This is a genomic window from Neobacillus sp. BP17, from assembly GCF_059579525.1.
On sequence record NZ_CM184198.1, the window covers coordinates 3,506,094 to 3,531,690 of the forward strand.

21 protein-coding genes are annotated in these 25,597 nt (G+C 36.0%); 3 read left to right on the top strand and 18 right to left on the bottom strand.

Translation table 11 applies throughout. From position 1 onward, the window contains the following. Positions 1–80: 80 nt before the first annotated feature. Together AC4QJR_RS16895 and AC4QJR_RS16900 are read right to left on the bottom strand one after the other, a co-directional pair. Positions 81–1,061: a hypothetical protein gene (locus AC4QJR_RS16895; protein WP_496523616.1), complete on the bottom strand. Its 981-nt coding sequence runs from the start codon at positions 1,059–1,061 to the stop codon at positions 81–83. Between the two features lie 287 nt (positions 1,062–1,348). Further along, a complete protein-coding gene (locus tag AC4QJR_RS16900) occupies positions 1,349–4,108 on the bottom strand; it encodes an AAA domain-containing protein (RefSeq protein WP_496523617.1) in 2,760 nt (919 codons plus the stop codon). A 323-nt stretch (positions 4,109–4,431) separates the two neighbouring features. Between AC4QJR_RS16900 and AC4QJR_RS16905 the strand changes: the two genes are divergently transcribed. Further along, positions 4,432–5,586 carry an HIRAN domain-containing protein gene (locus AC4QJR_RS16905; RefSeq protein WP_496523618.1) on the top strand — a complete coding sequence of 385 codons (1,155 nt, stop codon included), beginning with the start codon at positions 4,432–4,434 and terminating at the stop codon, positions 5,584–5,586. A gap of 313 nt (positions 5,587–5,899) precedes the next feature. Here AC4QJR_RS16905 and AC4QJR_RS16910 read toward each other — a convergent pair whose 3' ends face one another. From AC4QJR_RS16910 to AC4QJR_RS16980, 15 genes are all read right to left on the bottom strand, one after another. Further along, a complete protein-coding gene (locus AC4QJR_RS16910; protein WP_496523619.1) occupies positions 5,900–6,649 on the bottom strand; it encodes an SDR family NAD(P)-dependent oxidoreductase in 750 nt (249 codons plus the stop codon). Positions 6,650–6,720: 71 nt separating this feature from the next. After that, positions 6,721–7,956, bottom strand: coding sequence for a dihydrolipoamide acetyltransferase family protein (locus tag AC4QJR_RS16915; protein ID WP_496523620.1), 1,236 nt, complete (start codon positions 7,954–7,956; stop codon positions 6,721–6,723). A gap of 5 nt (positions 7,957–7,961) precedes the next feature. Then, on the bottom strand, positions 7,962–8,954 hold the full coding sequence (locus AC4QJR_RS16920; protein ID WP_496523621.1) for an alpha-ketoacid dehydrogenase subunit beta: 993 nt from the start codon (positions 8,952–8,954) through the stop codon (positions 7,962–7,964). Between the two features lie 16 nt (positions 8,955–8,970). After that, positions 8,971–9,918 carry a thiamine pyrophosphate-dependent dehydrogenase E1 component subunit alpha gene (locus AC4QJR_RS16925; RefSeq protein ID WP_496523622.1) on the bottom strand — a complete coding sequence of 316 codons (948 nt, stop codon included), beginning with the start codon at positions 9,916–9,918 and terminating at the stop codon, positions 8,971–8,973. Positions 9,919–10,043: 125 nt separating this feature from the next. Then, complete coding sequence (locus tag AC4QJR_RS16930) at positions 10,044–10,952, bottom strand: hydroxymethylglutaryl-CoA lyase (RefSeq protein WP_496523623.1); 909 nt, start codon at positions 10,950–10,952, stop codon at positions 10,044–10,046. A 17-nt stretch (positions 10,953–10,969) separates the two neighbouring features. Further along, positions 10,970–12,208: a CaiB/BaiF CoA transferase family protein gene (locus AC4QJR_RS16935; protein ID WP_496523624.1), complete on the bottom strand. Its 1,239-nt coding sequence runs from the start codon at positions 12,206–12,208 to the stop codon at positions 10,970–10,972. Positions 12,209–12,230: 22 nt separating this feature from the next. Continuing rightward, a complete protein-coding gene (locus tag AC4QJR_RS16940; RefSeq protein WP_496523625.1) occupies positions 12,231–13,688 on the bottom strand; it encodes an aldehyde dehydrogenase family protein in 1,458 nt (485 codons plus the stop codon). A gap of 1 nt (position 13,689) precedes the next feature. After that, positions 13,690–14,871 (bottom strand): iron-containing alcohol dehydrogenase family protein, encoded by a 1,182-nt coding sequence (locus AC4QJR_RS16945; RefSeq protein WP_496523626.1) that lies wholly within the window; start codon positions 14,869–14,871, stop codon positions 13,690–13,692. A gap of 25 nt (positions 14,872–14,896) precedes the next feature. Then, the gene (locus AC4QJR_RS16950; protein WP_496523627.1) at positions 14,897–15,607 is read right to left on the bottom strand and encodes an ABC transporter ATP-binding protein; all 711 of its coding nucleotides are present in this window, start codon (positions 15,605–15,607) and stop codon (positions 14,897–14,899) included. Next, complete coding sequence (locus AC4QJR_RS16955) at positions 15,579–17,417, bottom strand: branched-chain amino acid ABC transporter ATP-binding protein/permease (protein ID WP_496523628.1); 1,839 nt, start codon at positions 17,415–17,417, stop codon at positions 15,579–15,581. The genes AC4QJR_RS16950 and AC4QJR_RS16955 overlap by 29 nt, the downstream gene beginning before the upstream one ends. Beyond that, on the bottom strand, positions 17,417–18,301 hold the full coding sequence (locus tag AC4QJR_RS16960; protein WP_496523629.1) for a branched-chain amino acid ABC transporter permease: 885 nt from the start codon (positions 18,299–18,301) through the stop codon (positions 17,417–17,419). Before AC4QJR_RS16960 ends, AC4QJR_RS16955 begins: the two co-directional genes overlap by 1 nt. 45 nt (positions 18,302–18,346) lie before the next feature. Then, a complete protein-coding gene (locus AC4QJR_RS16965; protein WP_496523630.1) occupies positions 18,347–19,540 on the bottom strand; it encodes an ABC transporter substrate-binding protein in 1,194 nt (397 codons plus the stop codon). Positions 19,541–19,698: 158 nt separating this feature from the next. Beyond that, positions 19,699–20,736, bottom strand: coding sequence for a LacI family DNA-binding transcriptional regulator (locus AC4QJR_RS16970; protein WP_496523631.1), 1,038 nt, complete (start codon positions 20,734–20,736; stop codon positions 19,699–19,701). 1,316 nt (positions 20,737–22,052) lie between these two features. Continuing rightward, positions 22,053–23,024 carry an SHOCT domain-containing protein gene (locus AC4QJR_RS16975; protein WP_496523632.1) on the bottom strand — a complete coding sequence of 324 codons (972 nt, stop codon included), beginning with the start codon at positions 23,022–23,024 and terminating at the stop codon, positions 22,053–22,055. Between the two features lie 227 nt (positions 23,025–23,251). Next, positions 23,252–23,989 carry a DUF4230 domain-containing protein gene (locus tag AC4QJR_RS16980; RefSeq protein ID WP_496523633.1) on the bottom strand — a complete coding sequence of 246 codons (738 nt, stop codon included), beginning with the start codon at positions 23,987–23,989 and terminating at the stop codon, positions 23,252–23,254. Between the two features lie 564 nt (positions 23,990–24,553). Here AC4QJR_RS16980 and AC4QJR_RS16985 point away from each other — a divergent pair. Beyond that, the gene (locus AC4QJR_RS16985) at positions 24,554–25,003 is read left to right on the top strand and encodes a hypothetical protein (RefSeq protein WP_496523634.1); all 450 of its coding nucleotides are present in this window, start codon (positions 24,554–24,556) and stop codon (positions 25,001–25,003) included. A gap of 136 nt (positions 25,004–25,139) precedes the next feature. Continuing rightward, positions 25,140–25,283, top strand: a complete 144-nt coding sequence (locus AC4QJR_RS16990) for a hypothetical protein (RefSeq protein WP_496523635.1) — start codon at positions 25,140–25,142, stop codon at positions 25,281–25,283. A 37-nt stretch (positions 25,284–25,320) separates the two neighbouring features. Here the strand turns inward: AC4QJR_RS16990 and AC4QJR_RS16995 are convergent, their stop codons facing one another. After that, positions 25,321–25,593 (bottom strand): hypothetical protein, encoded by a 273-nt coding sequence (locus tag AC4QJR_RS16995; RefSeq protein ID WP_496523636.1) that lies wholly within the window; start codon positions 25,591–25,593, stop codon positions 25,321–25,323. Positions 25,594–25,597: the final 4 nt, after the last annotated feature.

Here is a 25,597-nt window from a genome sequence, read left to right on the forward strand (position 1 = left end):
AGATTAAATGCTTTACTCTTTTCAAATGTATCGTCAAGCATTTAAACTCTCATTAAAAGTATGTTATGCTGTAGTACTTGTTATATTTCTTCCGCTAAATTGTCCATATACTCTTCACGGATTTTAGATAAGGACTTACCGGTCTGTTTATGTATAGCAAAAACATAGGTTTGAACACTAGACCAACCATAAATATCCTTCAACCATTTTTGCATGGATAGCTCGACACCATTCACCTCTACATTACCATTACTAAGTAGTGTTGCTTCATCACCTCGATCTTTTGCCATGATAATATCCCCCGTTTGAACTACACCCCATTCAAGCAAAGAATCAATTTTAGGTAATCTTTGACGCGATAATTTTTTTCCGGTTTTCTTTATTGAAGATGAAGATTTCTCTAAGAAATTTACATAATAGTCCTCATAATCAGCTAAAGGTAACAGTTTTTCCACGTTGATATATACGTCATCCTGAATTTTAAATGGGATTAACTTAAAACAACTAATATTTACACCATTGCTATTTAACCAAGCTACTGCTGATAATGTTTGCTCATCAAATTCAGATGCTACTAAAACCACCTTTTGATTTTTGTTAAAGCTATTTTCCGACCCATTTACTTGCAGAAATTCATTAAGTTTTCTGTTCCCTAGTTCAAAACTAGTTAGAGATGGATACTCAAATTCGGTTCGATATTTTTCAATATATGGAGCATATATTTTATTGACCAAATCTTCTGGGTCTGCAATTTTTGCATAACTTGCTGCATACCTGATTGCTTGAAATTCAAACGCTTCTTTCCGTGATTCAATATCCTTTCGATCTCTTTTGATTTCAATCAAGACAATATTACCGTTATTGTCAACCGCAGTAAGGTCACTACTTCCATGTTGGACATTCCTAACTTGCCTCCCAACGATTAACATCGATTCTTCTTCATCACAAACCATATCTATATTGGATCTTAGTAATTCTTCTATATCGCTTTCTAACATTTGTAGTTCAGAAAAAGTAACCTCATCCACTTTTATTGCTTTGTTCGCCTGTATTTTGTACATGATAGACCCCGCAAGATATATTTTTGTTCTTTTTTTATGTAGTTTCTATTATTAATACACCTAGAATAAAACTAAATAGGGATTTCCTTCTTTCCTTCTTCACTCTCAAAACTTCATGTTCCATCGTCATTCCATAAAGTAAAACAGCCTGATTCTCATTCAAATATGGCCTCTGCATCTAATCAATATATGCTATTAAGAAAATTTTAAAATTAGATATTTATACTAAAACAAAAAATCCGACAGATTGTTAAAAAAATGTATGTACTTTTGTATTATTATTTTTTCTATGAACCCATTGGTTCTACAAAATCTGACTTTATCTTAAATAGGTCATTCAACGTTTCCCTCAAACGATCCTCTTCCCTACTTTCTGTAGTTTTCATTCTGATAATAGGAATCCCATATTTCAGTAAAATGTCATCCTTCATTTTGTCTCGCTTTAGCTGGACAGGATTGTCGGCATGGTATGCATGTCCATCTACTTCGACTACCATGACGGGCATTTTGTCCAGTTTATTAAAAATCACAAAATCTGTATGAGTTAATATATTCATGGCATATCGTTTTTCGTCCTCTGTTAGCTTTACCGGATCCTTTATCAGCATCCGTAATGGTTGATGCAATACCCAGTCAAGACTTTGAAATTCTGGTGAACTCAACACCTTTTCAATTACTGTATTCATGAGATTTTCTGATTTGAATACCGAAACCTTTTTGCTCTTTTTCAACATGTCTAATAATTTATCAGAATAGCTGTTGTAAAGCAGATCAAAAACGGAATAGATTTGGCTCTCGATGGTTTCAAAATTATTATATTGAATATATCTCACCAAATCGCCAATATTCGTTCCTTTCCATTTATCGCTGCCCTCGGATACAACCACAATCAATCTCCTGACCGCCCGTGAAACAGCCACATTGATTAAATTTGAATTGTCAGCAAAGTCATTGGGCTCATTATGATTAACTACGGTGGTAAGGATTATGACATCTCTTTCTCTACCCTGAAATTTATGAACAGTATCTGCATCTATTTTTCGAGTTCCAATCATCTTTTGGAGCTCTTCCGCTTGTAATCGGTATGGTGCGATAATTCCTACCGTTTCATTATCTTCATCTATTTTTTGGTCGGGAATAATTTCGTTAAAAACCACGTCAATCTGCCGTTGATTCAGCCTTCCCCTCGCATGGTTCCCTTTGGCAGTCTTGTATAAGACAAGCGATTGATCATCTTCCTGTTCATTTGTTAAAATAATCAGCTCATTATTATAAAATTTTTGATTACAAAATCCGATGATTTTTGGATGACATCGATAATGCTCTTTTAAAAGTGTTTTAGGGATATTCTTATATAAGCTCAAGAAAGAGGACAATAAGCTATGGTCTGCAAAGTTGTAGGGACCAGCCAGACCAAAAGACTTTAAAATTCTCCTGGTATGATTCGCAATTTCGATTGAAACAACATTTGGGAGCTGTTTTACATCACCAACAATGACTGCATTTTTGGCACAAGATAAGGCTAATGCACCTGTAACTATATCAACCTGCGATGCCTCATCAATAATGACATAATCAAAGAGAAAGTTTCTGGCTGCACTGTTTCGCAAAGAATGAGTCGTACTTAAAGTAACCGGATACTCATTAATAAAAGACTTATGAAGGGCTTCCTTCCATATAGCATCAATAGAAAATATTTGCCTGCTTTCCCCCTTGTACTTTTCCGCCAGTTTTGCCTTAAATAAGTCCATTGAACGCCGGCTAAATTCATTCATTTCCTGTTCAAAGTTGTAGTTTTCAAGCCTTTTTGAAATTGATTCGATTTGCGAGTTAAGCTCGTCCATTTTCTTTTCATAAAAAGACTTTTGTAAAAAAGAAACCACTTGTTCTGAAGGAAATTTATATAACGTTAGGTTATAGATTCCATAAACAAATAAATTATAAATTTTATCCTTAAACGTGATCTTACCTTTGTTAAGATTTTGTTTGAATTCTAATAGAATCCTTAAAATCTTATCGGAACTTAATTTTAAGAATGACTTAAGATTTAAAGTCTTAAATTTGGTTTGCTCATAATATTGCATAAAATATTCATATTCAGTTTGAAAATTTGAAAGTTCCTGCTTAAGAATCGCCAGCTTATTTTGATACTCGAGCATTTCATCCAATTTTCTTTGAGAGTCTATTAATTCTGATTGAATCGATTTAAGATCAGAAGATGCTAAAGTCCAAGTACTCATATTTGGATATGTATTTTTCTGATTAGCAAAGAAATTTGCCTTGTTTTGATTGTTGCCAAGTGAAGCCGCAATGAAATCCACGCCATACTTTTGGAGTTTTTCAAGGACATTAGTCGTAGCAGAATTATTATTGCTGACAACCGCTACAGTCTGATCATTCATCACCGCATTTGCAATGATGTTCAGGATTGTTTGTGTTTTACCAGTCCCCGGAGGTCCCTCAATGACACTAACCTGATTGATTAATGCCTTTGTTGTTGCTGATTTTTGGCTGATATTAAATCCAAAAGGATAAAAAGTCTTAGTTTGTTTATTTTCACCTTCAAAAGAGTTCCCAGATAAATAAGCAGCTAAAACACTGCGGGGACTAATCATGGAAAGCTTTTCATACTGCATACTTAGAAAACTTTTGTCTCGCTCATCCTTTACACTCACGTACTTGGCTAATGTTTTCAGATACTCAAATGTCCCGTGTGTTTCATTATTAGTTAAACAAGTTTCTTCTATAACTAAACTTGACCGTTTGTACACCTTTTTATATCCGTTTTTAAATATTTTGATATCGTTACCAAAATCAAGGATTTTTGTTATTCCTGTAATGGGGTGATTATCTTCGTAAATCAAAACAGTCGAATGATCTATCACCTTTGGGTCCTTAAGCCAAACTATATTCCCTTGATTATATTGATAAACTGTATTACCACCCAGGAATTTTACATGCCATTTGTCCTTATAATTTTTACAAAAGTCAATTTCTCGAGTTTTATCTTTTCCATTAGCAAGAATAAGATTATTATCCTCGTTCATGCGGAGTGCCCTCCATTCCATACATAGCGACTATTTTCCTACTAAATAATACCATAAATATTTCATCTTAAGGGATATTGTTATTCTTGAATAAATTTTCTGCACCGGAGAATTTCTCCCGTAATTCGTCCCTACTCCAAGTGTGCTGATAAACTACTATGACTTTTTATTTCTGTATGAACAAACCTGTAAGTATTTTTAAAACCTCCCCTTCATGGATATAACCAACAATCAATATTAGAGTGTAAAAACAGACAAACTAATCAGAGCGGGAGGGATGTTTCATGGGTAAAGTTATATCAGGAGTTTTCAGTGGAAGAACGGTGAAAGCAAATAAAAAAAGCCTAAAGATTGAGCATGGATCAGCTGATCTTTTAAATATACGAAATATCATTAAGTATGAGTTTATGGAAAGAGTTGGTAGCTATACCCACGTGAAAGTTCATTATATTAACAAGGGATTTGAAAGGGAAAGCATACTTCAATTATCAGATACTGAATTTCAGGTCCTTATTGAAGTTGTAAATGAACAAAATCAAAAGAATATTAAAGTGGTTAAGCCCTTAGGGAAAGAGCATGAAAATCACCAGAAAAAGAGAACCAGAACTTGCAGAACATGCAATACTGTAAAGGCTCTTGAATCGTTTGTTGTCCCTGAAAATATTAGTGGATATGGTTTTACTTGTAAAGAATGCAGGGAGGAATCTGCTAGAAAATGGGAAGAACGTAAGGCAAGAATGGACGATCCAATCTGGAAGCAGATTGGATTCGAGTCTAGGGATGAGTTTAATAATAGCTTCAAAGGTATTCAGTATGCGAACCTATTGTATTCAAAATGGAAAGATGGGTACGAAATAATCAAAAGTGGAAAATTGGAAGCAATATCAATGCCTGTGGCAAATATGCCTCCTGCCGTCGATCGCTGGATTGGAAGAGTTCAAAGGTATAAGAATGAATGGATTGCGACTGATAGAAAAGGTGTATTAAGTGTTACTGGAAAGACAAGGGACGAGGCAGTTGACAATTTATTCGATAAATTTAAGTTTTCCCAAAGACATGCACCCCAAAACTTGACTGAAACATTTTATTCGAAAGTTGCAGGGGTAACTTTCAGTAATGATGATGGTTCAGATCGACAAGAAATACTTAAACATTGTCAACCACAAGAGAGTTTACTTTTAATTCCTGCACCAAATCAAGAATATCCTAATGCTATCAAGGTTTGCCGCAGGAATAATGAGCAATTGGGCTGGTTAAAATCTGATGTTGCCGAAGAAATAAGTCCTTTGCTCAAAAGAAGAAGAAAAGTAACAGCCGTTATTTCAGAGCTAACTGGAGGAACTGAATATAAACCTACAAGAGGATGTAATATCCAAATTACTATCGAAATGGGATCATCCTATATGAATTCGGTTATGGTGGATGTTATAAAAAAGCTGTTCCATTTTGTCAAAAAGATTTTAAAAGGGAAATTTTAATATTCTTATATACACCCCTTTCTTAATCTTATCTATTTAGGAGGAGCACTTAAGTTGTATATATAACGAGCCATCAATAAAAAACTTGTGGTGAGAGACATCCCTGCTAATTGCAGCACAATAAAAAGGCTGAAGAAACCAAGCCCCTTTAGGGTTGAAAACTGTCAGCCTCTTTTATACTCAATATAATAGTTGACCGTCCTATGATAATGGTTCGTCGTGTCTTTATAATGGCTTTTTTTTTTAAGCATTTGTTCATCCATTACTTTTTCCCCACTATAGACTTTATTATATATTTTGAGAGCTTTAACAACTACTCCATAAACAATCCACCATTTACATTAAGCACTTGTCCAGTGATAAAATTTGATTGTTGGGAAACAAGGAAAAGAGCTGCTTCAGCAATATCTTCAGGTTCTCCTAATCTTCCTAACGGTATTGTTTCTCGATCATAGGGTAGTCCATCAGTCATTTCACTTTTTACAGGACCGGGTGCAATTCCATTCACATATACTCCCCTTGGAGCAGCTTCCTTTGCAACAGCTTTTATAAAACTGTGTATTCCACCCTTAGAAGCTACATAATGGGGACCTGAAATAATTCCTCCTACCTTTCCGGAAATGGAACCTAAACAAACAATTTTCCCATAACCTTTTTTCTCCATTTGTCTATAAGCAGCCTGAACAGTAAGAAACATTCCAGTTAAATTCACTTCGATGACCCGATTCCATTCTTCAAGATCCAATCGTAGCAGCGGCGTACGTTCTACTATCCCAGCTCCAGCTACCAGAATATCAATGGTAGAAAAATGTTCAAGTGTTGTATGAATTAAATCATCGATTTGTTCTTGCATTGTTACATCACAAGTAATTCCAATACATTTATGTCCCTTATTCTTTAATTCTGTAACGATTGGATTGGTAGGAAGAACGTCACATACAACAACATTTGCTCCCTCCCGCGCTAGTGTACGAGCGATAGCCGCACCAATCCCTCTGGCCCCCCCAGTAATAATAGCTGTTTGACCGTGTAAATTTATGGCTTCACTAATCTGATTATCCAATGAAATCCTCCCTACCTGAATTGATTTTAATTAAAATATATCCAATCCTGTATATGTCTGATGGGAATTCATTATGCTGAAAAAATCAATTTAAGCGGACTCTCTAACCTATTAGAAATATCTTGTAAAAATTCTGCTCCTAATGCTCCATCATTCACCCGATGATCAAATACAAGAGAAAGTGATAAAACATGCCCAATTTGTATTTGATCCCCTTCAATAACAGGTTTCTTTTGAATGGCGCCAATTCCTAAAATAGCCGATTGTGTTGGGTAAACAACTGGAGAAAAATGATCAACTCCATATTCACCTAAACTGCTGATTGAAAAAGTCCCGTCTTCTAAATTCTGCTTATTTATTTTATGCTGACGGACATCCTCTATTAATTGTTTTCTCTCTATAACTACTTGATTAATTGATTTCATATCCGTATCATGAATTACTGGCATGAAGACTCCATTTTTAACAGCAACAGCAAAGCTGATATTTATATTTTGATATTCAATTATTTTATTATTTGAAAAATGTGAGTTAAAGGAACGGAAATTTTGCAACGATTTGGAAACAGAATAAATGATAAAATCATTGGGAGAAATATTAATTCCTTCCTGTTTCAAATCGTTTCTCATTTGAACTAATTTATCAACTCGAAGGGTTTTCGTGATCGTTACAGGAATAATAGAATTTGCACTTTGTTCTATTACATTAACAATTTTTTTCCGCATAGGAGTTAATAATATTTCAATACTTTGATTTGATCTCGAGGCTACAGAAGTGTCATCTAGTAATTTTTCATTTGTAATAGGTTTTGTTTCATCTTTCCTATTTAAATAATTTAGGACGTCAGGGGCGATAATTCTGCCATTAGAAGCAGAACCCTTAATATTCGATAAATCTACATTATGTTCTCGTGATAATTTTCTTGCATAAGGAGATGCAATGATTCTTTGATTGTTGTTGTTTAAGTTACTGACACTGTTGACCGTATTTGGTTGTGGGAGTATTGAGTGTTTGTTATTTTTATTATTTGTTATTGGTGGTGTATCTACTGTATTTAGACCAATCCATTCTTCTTTATGAATATAGGCCACAACCTCCCCTACGGGGATCTCATTTTCGCTTTCATTATGCGTTATTTTAATAAATCCTGTCGTAGGCGAAGAAACTTCGACGTCAACCTTATCAGTTTCCATGGAAAACAGCGCGTCATCTTCCTTAACATAATCGCCATCTTTTACGAACCATTTATTAATGATTCCACTTTCCATTTGTTGGCCCATTTTTTGTATGATAATTGGTGTTGTCAATTTATTCACCCCATTACTAGTTGTGGTACAACTTTTTCTACCGCTGAAATAATATCTCGGAAGTCAGGTACAATTTGTTTTTCCAAAATTGGAGAAAATGGTAGCGGTGCTTCCTTTGATCCCACTCGTAATATTGGAGCATCTAGTTCATCAAATCCTTCCTCAATTGCTCTAGCTGCAATTTCACCGCCAATTCCCCCGTTTACCACAGCTTCTTGCGCAATTACTAATCGATGAGTTTTAGAAATTGATTTCAAAATTGGATCAAAATCCAAAGGAGAAATCGTTCTCAAATCAATTACTTCTGCGGAGATTCCTTTTTTCTTCAACTCCGAAGCCGCCTTTAACGCTTCGTGAACCATCCTGGAATATGAGACAATCGTAACATCATTTCCTTCTATAATTACATTTGACTTCCCTATTGGAACAATGTAATCTTCATCTGGAATTACGTCTTTAATGTTGTAAAGCATTTTATTTTCAATAAACACCACAGGGTTTTCATCACGTATTGCTGCCTTTAGAAGACCTTTAGCATCGTATGGGGTTGCAGGCATTACCACCTTCAGACCAGGTATATGAGCAAACCAAGCCTCTAAACATTGACCGTGCTGCGCTCCAGAAGAATTTCCAGAACCCTCTTGGGTTCGAATGACCAATGGAACACTTACGCTGCCACCGGACATATAACGCATTTTAGCAGCTTGATTAACAATTTGATCCATGCTCAAGGTCATAAAATCTAAGTACATAATTTCGGCAATTGGACGCATTCCCGTTAATGCTGCGCCAACAGCTGCACCTGCTATTGCTAATTCGGAAATAGGTGTATTTCTTACTCTTTTATTTCCGAATTCAGAGGAAAGGCCTTTAGTTACTTTATAGGATCCCCCGAACGGATCTTCAATATCTTCACCCATAATAAACACACGAGAGTCTCTAGCCATTTCTTCTTTAATTGCAAGTCGTAGTGCATCTCGATAACTAACCCTTTTCACGTCTTCTTCACCATCCTTATAAATAAATATGACTTAGTGCATCTTCTGGAGTGGGATTGGGGCTATTTTTAGAAAACTCTATTGCATCATTGATTTCTCTATCAATTTCAATCAATATGCTTTCTTGGATATCTTTTGTTAATACACCTTGTTTTTTCAGGTTTATTTCCATCTGAACAATTGGATCCTTTTCAAGCCATTCAGCATACTCTGATTCATTTCTGTATTCCACTTGATCGCCAACGTAATGTCCTAAAAATCTATAGGTATCCGCTTCAATTAATGTAGGACCTCTTCCATTACGCGCATTCGCCACAGCTTCAGAAGTGATTTTTACGATTTCATTTACATCCATTCCATTAACATAGATTCCAGGTATTCCATATCCCTCAGCTCTTTTTGAAATCAGATCAACTCGTTGATGATTTTTTATCGGTGTTGACTCAGAAAATTTATTATTTTCACAAACAAATATAATAGGGAGATTCCAGACTGCTGCAAGATTAATTCCTTCATGAAAGGCCCCCGTGTTTGAAGCGCCATCACCGAAAAAAACGACAGTTATTCGACCATCTTCCTGCAATTGTGATGAAAGTGCGGTCCCGGCAGCGATTGGGATTCCAGCTCCAACCACACCGTTGGCGCCTAACACTCCAACAGAGGTATCCATTATATGCATGGAACCCCCTTTTCCTTTATTTGAACCGGTTGCCTTAGCATATAATTCGGCAAACATTTTTTTCATGCTCATTCCTTTAGCTAAAACATGACCATGACCTCTATGTGTTGTGAAAATATAGTCTTCCTTGTTTAAAACGGAACAAACACCTACAGCAATAGCTTCTTGTCCGATACATGAATGTAGAAATCCGGGTAATTCCCCTTGCTCAAAAAGAGTAATTGCTTTTTGTTCAAAATGCCGAATTCGCAGCATCTCCCGATAATATTGAATATTTATATCCATCTAAACACCTCATTTTAAAAACTATACTTGCCAATAAAACTACTAAAATGAACTTTTGGCAATTGATTATGCAATCAATTGCCAAACTAGATTACCTATTCAACTGTTTACTACTAGTGTTTATATTAAGATAATTGAAGAGGTCTTTTAACTTTGTGTAAATGTCCTGATAATTCCCTTTGAGTATACATTTCTATCATATCCACACATTGTAAAAGCTTATTCAAGTCAATGTTTGTCTCAATACCCATTTCATGCAACAACATAACAAGATCTTCAGTTGAACTATTACCAGCAGCACCTGGAGCAAAAGGACATCCACCTAAGCCGCCAATCGAGCTGTCAAATACAGTTACCCCTGCTTGTAAAGCAGCTAATACGTTTGACTGAGCAAATCCGTAGGTATCATGGAAATGGGCGGCAATTTTTACATTTGCTGCCTTATCAAAGACCTTGGAAAATAGTTCGTAAACTTCTTTAGGAGTGGCTCTGCCGATGGTATCACATAACACAATTTCATCAACCTGCCATTCTGCAAGTTGATCGACCATACTGAGAACAACGCGTTCATCCACCTTACCTTCAAAAGGGCACCAAAAAGAGGTAGCAATGTCAAAACGGATATAGCCTTTATTTTCTTTGATTTTATAGATAACATTTTCAAGTTGAGTTAATGATTCATCCCTGGTCATTTTTACATTTTTTAAGTTAAACTCATTACTTGCACCAGCAACTAACGTAAAATCTCTAGCACCTGCTTGAGTTGCCCTTTCATAGCCTTTATGATTTGGGATTAAAACCATATACTGAACATCGTCTTCATGATTCAGTTGTGTGAAAACTTCGGTTGAATCTTTCATTTGTGGGACAAGGACAGGATGCACGAAGGATGTTGCCTCCATTCTCCTGATACCCGTTTTATTTAATGCATGAATCAGCTCTATTTTATTCTCGGTTGGGATAAATGCAGCTTCATTCTGCAGGCCATCTCGCGGTCCTACCTCAACAATTTCTACGAACTGAGGAAACTTCACCTTGATTACCTTCTTTACTAGGAATTTACATGTCCTTTTACAGAGTCTTCAGCTTCCTTAATGACTCCTTTTTCAAGGAGCTCCACTATGTTTTCGTCACTCATATTTAATGCTTGGTTCAATATTTGCCTTGTATGCTGTCCAAGATTTGGTCCAGCCCATTGAATCTCTCCTGGAGTTTCACTGAGTTTTGGAACGATACCTGGTACCTTCAGTTTACCAATACCATCTACTTCCACTTCCTGAATCATTTGTCTGGCTAAATAATGCGGATCTGACACGATATCCTCGATTGAATAGATTGATCCTGCTGGTACTTTTGCATCATTTAAAATATTTAACACTTCAGAAATCGGCAACCCTTTGATCCAGTTTCCTATAATTTCATCTAAAAATTCTGCATGGTCCGAGCGTACTGAGTTATTTTCAAATCGTGAATCTTCCGCATATTCAGGATAGCCGATCACTGCCATTAAACGTTTAAAGATTCCATCTCCATTCGCACCAATTACAACATATTTTCCATCTTGACAAAGATATGTATTAGATGGAGTTATTCCTGGTAAGGTACTACCAGTCCGTTCTCTAATAATTCCCTTTCGATCATACTCTGGGAGCATACTTTCCATTAGACTAAAAATAGATTCATATAATGCAACATCTATAATCTGTCCTTGTCCAGTCCCTTTCACATCCCGATGATAAAGTGCAAACATAGCGCCAATTACGGCATACAAGGATGAAATGGAATCTCCAATACTTATTCCAACCCTGGTTGGTGGTCTGTCAGGATAACCTGTCAAATAGCGCAGCCCGCCCGTTGCTTCACCAATGGATCCAAAACCTGGTCTATTTCGATATGGTCCATCTTGACCATATCCGGATACCCTTACCATAATAAGTCTCGGATTGATGTCTTTTAATTGCTCATAACCGATTCCCCATTTTTCCAAGGTGCCGGGTTTAAAATTTTCTATGATAATATCCACTTCTTTGGCCAATCCTCTTATCAGTTCCTGGCCGTCAGAATCATTTAAATCAATCGCTACTGACTTTTTATTTCGCGATTGAACATACCACCATAGGCTTGTTCCATTTTCTACAACTCTCCATTTTCTAATTGGATCGCCGCTTTGGGGATTCTCTATTTTGATGACTTCTGCTCCGAATTCTGCAAACAATCTTCCGGCAGAAGGACCTGCTATTAACTGGCCCATCTCCAGCACCTTTAATCCTGCCAATGCTTTTTCTTTCATTTTAGTCACCCCTCTGTATGGGTTAATTATTCATCCGGAAGCACACTAGTTTTGGTACCGTCATTTCTTCTAATGTGTATTTCGGACCTTCTTTACCCAATCCACTATCCTTTACTCCGCCATAAGGCATATGGTCTGCGCGGAAATTAGACACCTCGTTAACCTGAATACCTCCCGCTTCTATATTCTTTATCGCGTAAAAGGCATGATCCATTTTATTCGTAAATACTCCTGCTTGTAGCCCATAACGAGATTGGTTAACTAATTCAACAGCCTCTTTAAAGTCGTTAAAAGGCGCAACCACAATAACAGGGCCAAAAATCTCTTCACAACTTACTTTCATTTCCGGCGTTACATCCGCTAAAAGAGTCGGCTCAAGAATTCTACCAATGATATGGCCTCCAGTAATTAAGCGAGCTCCTCCTGATTTTGCTTCATCAATCCATGCTGAGATTCGATTAGTAGCATCAACCGATATTAAAGTAGGAATATCAGTATCTTCCTCAAAAGGATTGCCTGTTTTTAAGCTTGATATTTTTGTAGCCAGCCTTTCAATAAATTCCGCATAGCTGTCATTATGAACGTAGACCCTTTGTACGGATATACAGGATTGGCCAACTGTTCCAAATCCACCTGTAAAACAACGATTGACTGCTGAATGGATATCTGCATCCGAATCCACAATGGTAGCTGCATTAGAACCTAACTCTAGCAATACTTTTTTATATTTTGCTATTTCACTAATTTTTTTTCCTACCTGTGAACTTCCCGTAAATGTAATAAGATTAACCTCAGGATGTTTAACCAAGTATTCACCAACCTCTACGTCCCCAGTAATTACGCTAAGGCCACCATCAGGAAGTCCTGCTTCTGCTAGAATCTTTGCGAATTCAAAACTAGATAAAGGTGTTTGCGGAGCTGGCTTTAGAATAACTGGGTTTCCTCCAGCAATTGCCGGACCAACCTTATGTGCTGCAAGCAATAATGGGAAGTTAAATCCAGTAATACCCGCTACTACACCGATTGGTTCACGAATTGTAAAAGCAATTCTTCCTTCTCCCCCCTGCATGGCATCAATGGGAATCATTTCACCATGTAAAGCCTTTGCCGCTTCAGCAGAGAAACGTAATGTGGACACAGTTCTTTTAACCTCACCTTTTGCATCACGTAACGTTTTTCCATTTTCATAGACGATTAAAGTCGCAATTTCTTCTTCTCGCTGTGACAATAAATCTGCAGCCTTATATAAAATTTCTGCTCGTTTCCATAAAGGTAATTCTGACATCACTTTTTTTGCGGCTACAGCAGTCATGACCGCTTCTTCCGCTACCTTTAGAGATGTAAGTGAAACCTGTGCAATGATTTCGCCAGTGTATGGAAATTCGATAGGATAGGTTTCAACTAAAGTTCTCCATTCTCCGCCAATAGAAATCGGCGTCACGGATTCGGATTTTATAGGAGACTGGGTTGTATTAGACATTTTATTGTTCCACCTTTTTTAAAAATCGTTCACCTGTAAGAGCTCGTTGGAAGATATCTAATATCTCTTGCTCACTCAGACGCTTTGGTGAGTTACTCTGTAATCTTTCCATTCCATATGAACTTTTAGCTAATACTGGTAGCAACTCTTGAGGTATATTTAATTCTTCTAATGTTGTCGGTAAATCAATTCGCTGTTGTAATTCCACAATGCTTTCGATAAACGCATGAATAGTTTCTTGAACACTATCTCGTTTAACCCCTGCTAATTTTGCAAGATTCAGTATTTTCTCTTCACGGAAAGGGGCAATCGTTTCAAGTACATATGGAAGTACTAGACTATTTGAAAGACCATGGGATAAATGACAATAAACTCCTAAGGAAAAGGCTAGACCGTGAACCATTGCAGCGCCATCAGTTGTATTTAATATCAGACCACCAAGCATGCTGCCCATTGACATTTCAGTCCTAGCTTCAATATCTTTTCCATTTTCATAAGCAGTGCTAAGATGATTCCAAATTTTCTCGAATGCGATTAAAGCTAATTGATCTGTGTAAGGTGAAGAGCGAACGGCAAGATAACCTTCTATTGCATGAACTAAAGCATCAATACCTGTATGAGCTGTTATTACAGGTGGGAGAGTGTATGTGAGATTAGGATCAACGATTGCAACAGATGCTAAAATGTGAGGGCTGCATATGACACTTTTTAGATTAGTTTTTTCATCAGTCAAAACAGCAAATTTTGAAACCTCTGATCCTGTTCCAGATGTGGTTGATATCATTATTGTTGGAAGACCAGGAGAAGGAACTTTATCAATCCCTACAAAATCTAAAATAGATTCTGGATGGATCATAGAAAGTGCAACCGCTTTTGCCAAATCTAGTGAACTGCCTCCTCCGAGCCCAATAACTAATTCAATATTTTCTGATTTTCCTATTTCTAATGCATCCTCATAATTCTTAACAGTAGGCTCTGGTTTTGTTTTATCAAATACGACAACATCTAAATCCTTTTCCTCTAATATTTGTAAAACTTGATCGACAATACCTGCTTTTTTAAGTCCTTGATCTGTTATTAAAAATACTTTTTTAGCCTCGTAGCCCTTTACCACTTCACTTAACTTCCCAATAGATCCTTCTCCAAATAAAATTCGTGTGGGTGAATAAATAGTATAGCTCATCAAAAATTCCTCCTTTAGTTTGTTATTAAGCACCAATATATTTTGTGATTAATTCAAGATCTTCAAGCAAATCATTCGAATATCCACTCGCTACAATTTCTCCTGTTTGTAGGATATAAGCTCGATCCGAGACGGTTAACGCAGCTGTAGCCATTTGATCAACTAATAAAATAGTCTTATTTTCATTTTTCAAGTCGATGATGGTATCAAAGATTTGTTTTACAAAAATGGGAGCTAAGCCCATGGTGGGTTCATCCATAATGATAAAATCAGGATTTGACATTAAACTTCTAGACATGGCAAGCATTTGCTGCTCACCGCCACTAAGAGTTCCAGCCTGTTGAAGACGTCTTTCTTTCAATCTCGGAAATCTGTTATACTCTCGTTCTAATAAATTCTTAAGCTCATGTTTATTCTTTCTACCATTTTGATACGTTCCTAAAATCAAATTGTCTTCTACAGTTTGGTCTCCAAATATTTGCCGGCCTTGAGGAATATGCGCAAGCTTTAAATGAACGATTTTATGGGCTGGAACCGTTGTGATGTTTCTTTCCTTGAATTTTACTTCACCTTTAATCGGACGAACAAGACCTGAAATGGCATTAAGAGTGGATGTTTTCCCTGCTCCGTTTTTTCCAATAAGTGCAACAACTTCCCCTGAATTCACATTAATATTTACGTTCCGCACCACATTCGCCAGTCCATAGCTAACTGACAGATCTTTTACCTCTAACAAGTTCCATTACCTCCTCACCACCCAAATATGCTTCAATAACTCTTGGATTATTCTCAACTACTTTTGGTGTCCCTTCAGCAATTTTCTGGCCAAAGTCTAAAACAATAATTTCATCGCAGATACTCATGACAATTTCCATATGATGTTCAATAATAAGAATCGTCATACCAAGTTCACGTAATCGCCGTATAACGTTAAAAATTAGATCAACTTCATTTGGTGAAGCTCCTGCCGCAGGTTCATCAAGGATTAAAAGTGCTGGCTTCATAGCTAAAGCCCTGCCAATTTCCAATAACCGCTGTTCACCATAGGATAAATTTTCAGCAATTTCTTGTATCCTTGATCCCAAGCCAACAAATTTTAGAATTTGTTCTGCTTGTTGTTCATATTTTGTTTCCTCACGAACCGCTTTAGGTGTTGATAGAGCACTTTGAGCAATTGAAGTTTGATAGGACTGATGGAATCCCATTAATACATTTTGTATAACAGACAAATCCTTGAATATTTGGAGATTCTGAAACGTCCTGGTAATACCTGAGTTTGCCATTTTATGAGGAGAATACAAGGACACATCCTTTCCTAAAAAGGAAATAGTTCCTGATGTAGGAGAATAAACGCCACTCAGCATGTTTACTACCGTACTTTTCCCCGATCCATTTGGCCCAATTAGTCCTTTGACTGTTCCCCAAGGAATCGTGAAATTAACTTGGTCGACAGCTCGTAATCCCCCAAAATCAATGGTTAAATCCGATACTTTCATTTCTGGCTTTGTTTTTAAATCGTTAATTTTCTCTTGAAGTTCCTTAAAGAAACCTTCATCTTCACTTAGTTTAATGTCACGCTTTTTAGTTAGACCCTTTTCCCATGATCCTTGCAATTTCCGAATCAGTGATGTCTCTTTTAAAGAACCAATAACACCATCTGGTAATACTAGTAGACAAACTAAGAGGATTCCTCCATAAATAAGAAGGTGATATTCATAAATAGACGCAAATAGCTGCGGGATGAGGACTGCAACGGCTGTACCAACAAGTGGTCCTACAATTGTCTTATTCCCACCTACGATAACTGCTACTAAAAACATGATGGAGGTATCAATGGTGAACGAGTCACTATTAAAATAGCTTCCTGCGTGAACAAATAATGCTCCGCCAAGCCCTGCAAACATAGCACTAATAGCAAAAGCTAATACCTTCCAATTTCGAACAAATACCCCAATTGTCTCTGAAGCTATTTCACTATTTCCAACAGCATTCATGGTCCTTCCAAAACGAGTTTGGAATAAGTTTCGAGCAAGGAAGTGACACATTAAGGCAATGAATGCAGCAAAATAAAAGTATTCAACGATATTTAGTTCTTTACCAAATATGCTGGCTTTTTCTAAAAACACGCCAGCAGGACCATTGGTTAAAGATATCCAGCGATTGGCGCCAATTTCTATTAACATACCAAATCCGATGGTAACCATTGCTAGGTAAGGTCCTTTTGCGCGTAGTGCAATTAAGGCAATGAGTCCTCCTGCAATACCAGCAAGAATCAGCCCGCCCCACATCGTTACCCAAAAAGGAAGACCTAGATTATTCGCTAGCAGGCCAGATCCATATGCGCCTAGCGCATAAAATCCTGCGTGTCCCAACGACATTTGACCTGATAAGCCTATTAAAATATTTAATCCAACTACGACAACATATATCGCTAGAAATCTGTGCATCAAACTGATAAAGAACTCATTCGGATAAACCCACGGGATTAACCAAATCAATAATAGTATGAATCCTATTTGAATAATGCGTTTAGGAGTTATTTTCATTAATATTTCTCCTTTACTTTTTTACCCATCAAGCCTTGTGGTAGAAAAATTAAGACTACGAGAATTAAGAAATAAACACTAAAATCTTTTAAAGCAGAATTTTGCAGAGCAACTACCTGTTCAATCACTCCAATGGTTAAACCGCCAACTAATATTCCCATTGGATTGTCTAATCCTCCTATGATCGCTGCCGCAAAGGCTTTTAATCCCAATGCTAAACCTAAAAATGGAGCAACATTTGTTATAGGACCGATCATAATTCCCCCAATTCCTGCTAATACAGTTGAAATAACAAAAGCAATAACGGCGATAAACCTTGGATTTATTCCCATTAATGACGCTGCATCTCGATTAAAGGCTACGGCTTGAAGCGCTTTACCAAATACTGATTTTCTAAGCATTAAGAACAAAGTCGAAATAATTACAAATGTTGTGATGAGTATAAATATTTCATGGGGATATATGGATAGGTCACCAAAACGAATAATTGATGAACCGAATGGTGAAGGAAACGGCTGAACTGTTTTTCCCCACGTTACCTCGACGATGTTTCGGCCAATAATTGCTAATGCAACGGTACTTAGAATCCAGCTAATCGAATCGAAATTTTTTAATGGTTTGATGGCAATTCGCTCAATAAGATATCCTATTACTACTTGAGCAACGATTACAGCAAGAACGGTCAGCAGGAAAGCCCATAGTGTGGTCATACCGATGGTTTTTAAAGAAGTAAAAACAGACAATCCAATAATTGCGCCAATCATGAGCGTATCACCTTGGCCAAAGTTTAAGGTTTTGGTGGCAAGATGCGTGATGTAGTATCCCAATGCAATAAGAGCATATATACTTCCGATAATTAAGCCGCTTAAAATTGCTTGTATCATTGAAATCCTCCTTTTTTAGGGGATAAGAAATCTATCCCCTAAAATTTATTCTGCTATTACAATTTCTCCATCTTTATAAGTGGCTATAAACATATGCTCTGGCTGCAGGGCTTCATGATTCTCTTTTGTGAATGGATTAACAGGGGCCGTTGTGACAGCTTTAAAATCCTGTAATTCTTCAATAGCATCGCGTAATTTTTCAGTATCCTGGTACCCAACTTTCTTTACGGCGGATAGAACGATATTTGCCGCATCATATCCCTGTGCAGATGCAATTGGATACATATCTTCCTTGTATTCATTTACAATTTTATCGTGGAATTGTTTTGTTTTATCATTTTGATCAATTGTAAAGGATTGGACAAAGTAGACATCATTATTCACTAGCTCACCAGCAATATTTTTGAAGGCTGGGTCTCCAAAGGCCCAAGAACCAATAAATTTCGGTTTGTAATTAATTTTTTCAGCACTTCTTAAGATTTGAGCCATTTCTGGAGCAAGTCCATAGACAATGAGTGCTTCTACATTAGCCTTTTTCATTTTGCTTAATTGACTTTCCATATTATTGTCACCAATTTGGAAGGATTCGATAGCAGTTGGCTCAATATTGCGCTCTTTAAATTGTTCCATGACATCTGTTTTTCCACCTTGGCCATATCCACTTGTATCGTGCATTAAACCAACATTTTTAAAATCATTTTTCTTATATAGCCAATCTAAAATGGTTGTTACTTGACCTTTGTCAAAAGGTGCGATTCTAAACACATAATTCTTTGGCGCATCTTTAAACTTAGTAGTGATAGCTGTTGCGGTACCATATGGGAAAACCTCTGAGACTTTATTGTTTTGTAGATATTCAATATGTGCTAGACCGTTTCCACTATTTGCACTTCCTAATAATGCGACTGCTTTGTCTTGAGATACTAAACGCTGAATTAATTCCATGTTTTTTTCAGGCTTCGTTTCATCGTCATAGGCTACATATTTTGCTTTAACTCCGTTGTAACCGCCTGCCTCGTTAAACTCTTTAACCGCTAATTCAATACCCCTTTTAGCCCCTTCACCATAAGAAGCAGTTCCTCCGCTTAATGAGGTTGCTTGACCAATGACAAAGTATTCTTTAGAATCAGAAGAGTTTTTGTCGCCCTCTGAAGAAGATTTTTCAAGAGAAGGTCCACAAGCAGTTATTAACATTAGACTAAATAATCCCATCACCAAGTAAAGACACACTTTTTTCATATCATTTTCCCCCTTTGATCATTATTAATTTTCAAGTGCAACTGCTAATCTTTCCATTCGTTTACGGATCCATCCACCTCCATAATAGTTTCAATTCTATTAATAATTGATTGATCAATATATCAACCAAATATAACTATTATTGTCATTTCATAGCTTTAGGTGTTTAGTTTAGGATTTGAGCAGGGCAGGACAGGACCAGTTGTTTGACGAATAATCAGTTCCGGCTCGACTGTTATTTGTAGTGGTTTTTCATAAGTGTTTTCATTGTTAATTAATTTTAAAAGGTTTTCTAAGGCTAATTTCGCCATGGTACTTTTGTGTTGTGAGATGGTTGTAAGGTTAATAAGCGGGCTAGAAGAAATATTAATATTATCGAAGCCAATCACTGAAATATCTTTTGGAATCTTTACATTCATTCGAATTAATGCATCCATAACGTTGATAGCTAATGAGTCGGTAGCTGCAAAGAAACAGGTTGGTCTCATTTCTTTTTCTAAAATATGGCTAGTAAATTCGTAGATGTTCTCATAAACTAACTCTCTATTGTAAACAAGGGTTTCATCATATGTAATACCATTATCTATAAGTGCCTGTTTGTACCCCTCAAATCGTTCATGAAATGTAGAGTATCTTGTGGATCCCGAAATAAATGAAATTCTTTGATGTCCAAGTTCTACTAAATGGTTTACAGCCAACTGTGAACCCTTTTTATTATTTAGAACAACATAGTTGATGCTATCCTCATTTGGTTTTCGATTATATATCATAATAGGGAAGCCTGTGTTATAAATATTCACAGCCATAGTATCTTCTCGATTTAATGAGGCAATCAAAATGCCGTCTACACGTCTTGCCATAAGATTTTTTATGGATTTTTCTAGATTAAAAGAATCGTAATTGGTGTCACTAACAATGACATCATACCCTTTTTCCCTAGCCTCACTAATAATCACCTTAGCTGTTTCAGAATAAAATGGATTCGAAATATCTCCTAAAATTAAACCTACCGTATGTGTCTTATTTGTAGCCATGCTTCTTGCCACAAGATCAGGTGTAAATTCTAATTCTTTAATAGCTTCCATTACCCTATCTCGTGTAGCTTCTTTAATTTGAGAGTAATTATTCAAGACTTTGGAAACAGTCGATTGAGATACTCCAGCTTTTTTTGCGATATCAAAAACTGTGACTTTCATCTGTTTTCCTCCTATTCAGAATACGTATTCAGAATACGTATTCTGAATACGCTTTCATATTATCAATCGCCTTTAATATTGTCAATATTATTTTTATTATTAATTTTTGAAATATTCAATTTATGATTCCTAAACATTATTCCTTCAGAAATAGGAATATTGTGATACCTGAAAAAAAGTTCTTACTATAATATTAATAAATGATTTATCTAATAAACTTGTAGCAATCTTTCACAACATTGATTTTCATTCACCTCTCTTGCATTAGATTTTCTTATTATTTTTTGGCTGGTGCTTACCTCTAGCTTTAATATGAATCGGAACACTTGCACCTTTTCCATCTGTAAAATGAGATGGTTATTCTTGTTTTGAAGAGTAAAGTTTTAGGTATCAGATTGAAAATATTATTTCGAAATTATTATATCAATAAATAGGAAATAGATTGAGATAGTTAATAAAATATAATAGAGATTCGCTAATAACTGATAATCAAGTTTGAACATCAATTCTGATGGAGCTAGGATAATCCATTGGAGCCTCGTTGCGCTTCCATTCTACTATTACAATACATTTGACAGAATGATTCCATAATTAATAAAAGCCAGAACATCCCAAAAGGGATATGTTCTGGCTTAGGAGGGAGGGTGTTATTCCCAGTTTTTTTTACGTAGTCATCGGAATCCTAGATTTCCAATGGTTTCAGGCATCTTAAAATGATTTTGCTATTTGTAACCTTTACTAATGATTTGTGGTAAAAGCGTTACCATCATTCTTATATTTAACTTCGATGAGCGCAAGAACATTCTCTACTTCACGTTTCAAATGGGATTTATCATGAATTGGAAGCAATAGGATCCTTATAAAGCTATTCTGTAAAAATTCTATTTCGATTTCCTTCTAAATATCTAGTAGATAGTTATTCCTTATTTATACTAATATTAGATAAATAGGCGACTAAGCAGGTTATTTATAAAACAGCAGCAAATTAGTTGCGGTTTTCGTTTTTCTATTATTCCGTTTAAGGTGCAGTTCGAAGAAATTGTTAAAATATGTGCTGTTCTGTTTACTTGCGGATAAGAAAATGGCAGCATTCACAAATTCACGCTTAGCTGGCAGTACCTTATTCATGTATTTAATTATTGTCTTTGGACTTTCATGAGCTAAGATTTAACCAATCAACATATTGTCACTCGATTGAATATTGACCAGTTTAATTTGCCACATCGCTTTAAAACAAGGATTCTCAATGATTCATCTCGAAAATATATTGCAAATAAGCTTCAATGAACTACGGGAGGCTTAACTTACACTCAAAGCTATAGAGTAGAATTGAATAATAATTCTTCTTTCTTTCTATCAAATTCTTCCTGGGTTAGGACTCCCAAATCTAACAATTGTTTATATTTTAGTATTTCATCAGCAGCACTAAAAACCACCTTTTGTTCCTTAATCTCCTCATTATTTTTTGAGCGGTCATCTTCTACATCCGTAAACTCTGCATCAATAAAATCAGGCATTTCTCTTTTCATATTTTGTACATCTCTGTCTAAATCATCCTTGGAATAATTATTTACCGACTCATATAATGTCGTTCTTAATCGGGATCCCATTGGTTTCATTGAAGCATAGGTTAAACCGCCTGAAATAACACCACCCAATAATGGAATGGCCTTCGATACGCCTTGGGCGAAAGTTTTTTTCGTCACCTTTACTCCTATGGTGGCGGCCACCTTTTTTATGATTGGGTAATAGATTGTTTTCATTAATGCTTTTTGAGGGAGTTTTTTTAACACCTGTTGTGCTATTTTGGAAGACAATACCTTTAATGCTGAAGCAGTACCGCCAACACCAAACATGACTCCTAAAAATAAAGTAAGTTCTCCTCTTACTCTTTCTGCATCATCTTGATCATCTTCCCACAAATCTTTATACCCGAATAGGTAGGCTAATTCTTGAGCTAAACGCAAGGAAACTCCATAAAATTGAAGAGTATCTGCTGGAATAGTGGCTGCCATAGCAAAACCTCCAGGTATTCCAGCTGCAAATGATGCCCCCGTACTTTGAAGGGTTCTTTTCTCAATTAGAGATTTAGCCAATTTATCTAGTGTATTAATGTTAACACCAGCTTCAATTGTACCTTTTTCCAATACAACTACAAGATCATTGTATCCTACGTGGTCTGCTAAGGCTTTTGATAGGAATTCCGTCCGATTTACCTTAACTCCTGGCACTTTTAATGCATTTGTTAAAATTAACTCTAAGGAACTACCTTTTTCTGTATTGCTCAATACAATGACTTCCTTTCACAAAGATTCTATCCTAACCATATAGGATGATCTTCCTATAAATTTACTAATCTCTACATTACATATTTCGATAAATATCTTACATTTCCCTCCAAATGTCATTATTTTTTTAAGAACCATTTGTTGGATTCCCCAAAAAATTCCCCCAAACCATTAGTTTGAGGGAAATCTTATAAACCAATTATTAAAACAGGTGCCGCTGCGTCCGATTATTTGAAAGTAACCGTTACGGTATAATCTAGATTTTTAAAAAAATCCTTTAGAGCAATCCGGGCATTATCTTCAGCAGTTTTTAAAAGACCAAACTGAATGGCTTCCTTTTTTATTTTTTGTTGAGCAATATCTGCTTGTTTGAACCATTCTTCCCCATTGGGTTTACTTCGAAACAGGCCTTCACTTGAAAAGATTTGAATCTTTTTTAAGTCGAGAGATGGTTCTTGGACAATGGTGGCATGCGGCAAAGTGATATGAATCGTCTTCATGGTGGAATCCAAAGTGATGTCCTTTTTAGTCATTTTTTTCAAGTCAACACCAGCAGTCACTTCTCCAGGAACGGCCAAAAATAATACCCTTTTTGACCCAGGAACATAAATATCAAATGGGATGCTTTTACCAAATAATTTATTATCTTTTTCAGATACAATCGTTTTGATATGTGCTTGTGCCGTGGCCAATGTAGCTAATTTTCGGATGCTCTCAACGGCTGATGCACTTTTTAATGTTCCTTTTTGTAAAAAAACAGTCCCTGCAAATAAAATGCTTAAAATAACGATAACCCCTATTACAATTACCAAAGTCCTAGATTTAAACCATTGTAATTTTTGACGCAGATCAATAGGTCTAGCTGGTTGTACAGCTAAAGTAGAAGCTGTTTCCTTTTTAGTTTGTTTCAGCTCATTAATAATATAATCTAGATCACTTTTGGAAAATTTGCTTTCTTCGTTCATACGTTTCCCCCTATACTACCCTCAATTTGTAAAATGAGATTCTGTAACCACACGAACTAATGATTTTTTCATAATTCTATTATACTATAATTCGACAATTTTTGTAATATTTATTCAAATTTTACCAAACAATTCACAAAGAGCAGATTTATGTCTATTACATAAATTTTCTCCTTATTTTAGGAAAATATATTTTGTAAATGCACTAATACTTATGATACATTTCACTACACTTAAAGTTAAAATATTTTTTTCTCAATTGGATTCATATACTGAACAATATATTAATAAAAAAAAGACACCTTATAAAATGGGTCTACTGAAATGATTAACTATTTTCGATCATTTCTTAATTCGATTTTAGCAACAGCTTCACAATGGCTTGGGTGTTGGTCTCAGACACTTTTGATGTAGTAGTGTTTACCTTTTAAGAATTATTCAACAATCGCGCCCGTTTGTTGAACCTAAGTATTAAGAAACCCACCTACTCGCCATTGATTCCACTGATTATTTTTCTCTGCTCTCCTTTTAGTTTTTTCTTTAAATGGAAAGGTATTCGCCACAATGAAGTATCTTACAGATTTAGGATATAGTCGAGGCGAGGCATTTTATGGAGCAATTGATGCAATCGTAGAAACAAGCAAAAGAAATTTTGATGTAGAAGCTGATCACGTTTTTATTCTTGTTTCATCCCTTCGAAATGGCGTTGAAAAACCATTTGTAGAAAGTATTTTAGGGCAAAAAATAAGCTCAAATTGGGAATTCTTGATCAACCGGAAACAAGTAAACAAGTTTATTGAAGGATACAGAAACGGTATTAAAAACTATTCAGATAGCAAAAAGAACGTTTTGTTTTTGGCATCGGAGCTTCACCCGAATGATACTGCAAGTGATCTTTTAAATGAAGAAATTGATTCTTCTGACGTGTTAGAGCATATCGAAGCATATGAGTGGCTATCACAGGTCGATGAATTAATTGCAACATTAAAAGATCTTGCAAGAACCTTCAGATAAGCTGATTATAAAAGGATGTTTCTCCTGAGAGACATCCTTTTCTTATTTCAATATGCTAAGGTGAAGAGTCCTTCATGTTAAACGGAATCTAAAAATGTTACTTATATTACTTTCCATAAAAAAACAGGGGGTGGATATGGACTCTGGCGCAAGTGGACAAAGCGGAGACGATATCCAGGTGGCAAATCTGGGTGGATACTCACTTGTCCAAAGAAAAAATCTGATGCATAAGGCGGCTGAAATTTGGATCTCCTTGTACGCGTTGCAGCTGTATATATAAAAAAGGAATTGCCTAAATTGTAAATCTAACTTATCAATTAATTAAAACTAATTGGAAGGTGATTATATGCTAACAGACGACTGTAAAATTTTTTCCCATATTTATCTTCGTTTTCAATGATATCAAACCCTGAAGCCTGAAGGGTTTGAATGTATCTTTTCACCGCTTTTTGATCAGCTGTACTTCCTGGCAGTTCGATTTTTAACTTATCAACAAGCTCTTTTATCGATAATTCATGATTTTCATCCGTTTCTTTACGAAAGATGTCTTTTAACGCTAATAACCGTACTCCTGTATTATTTTCACTCACTTTC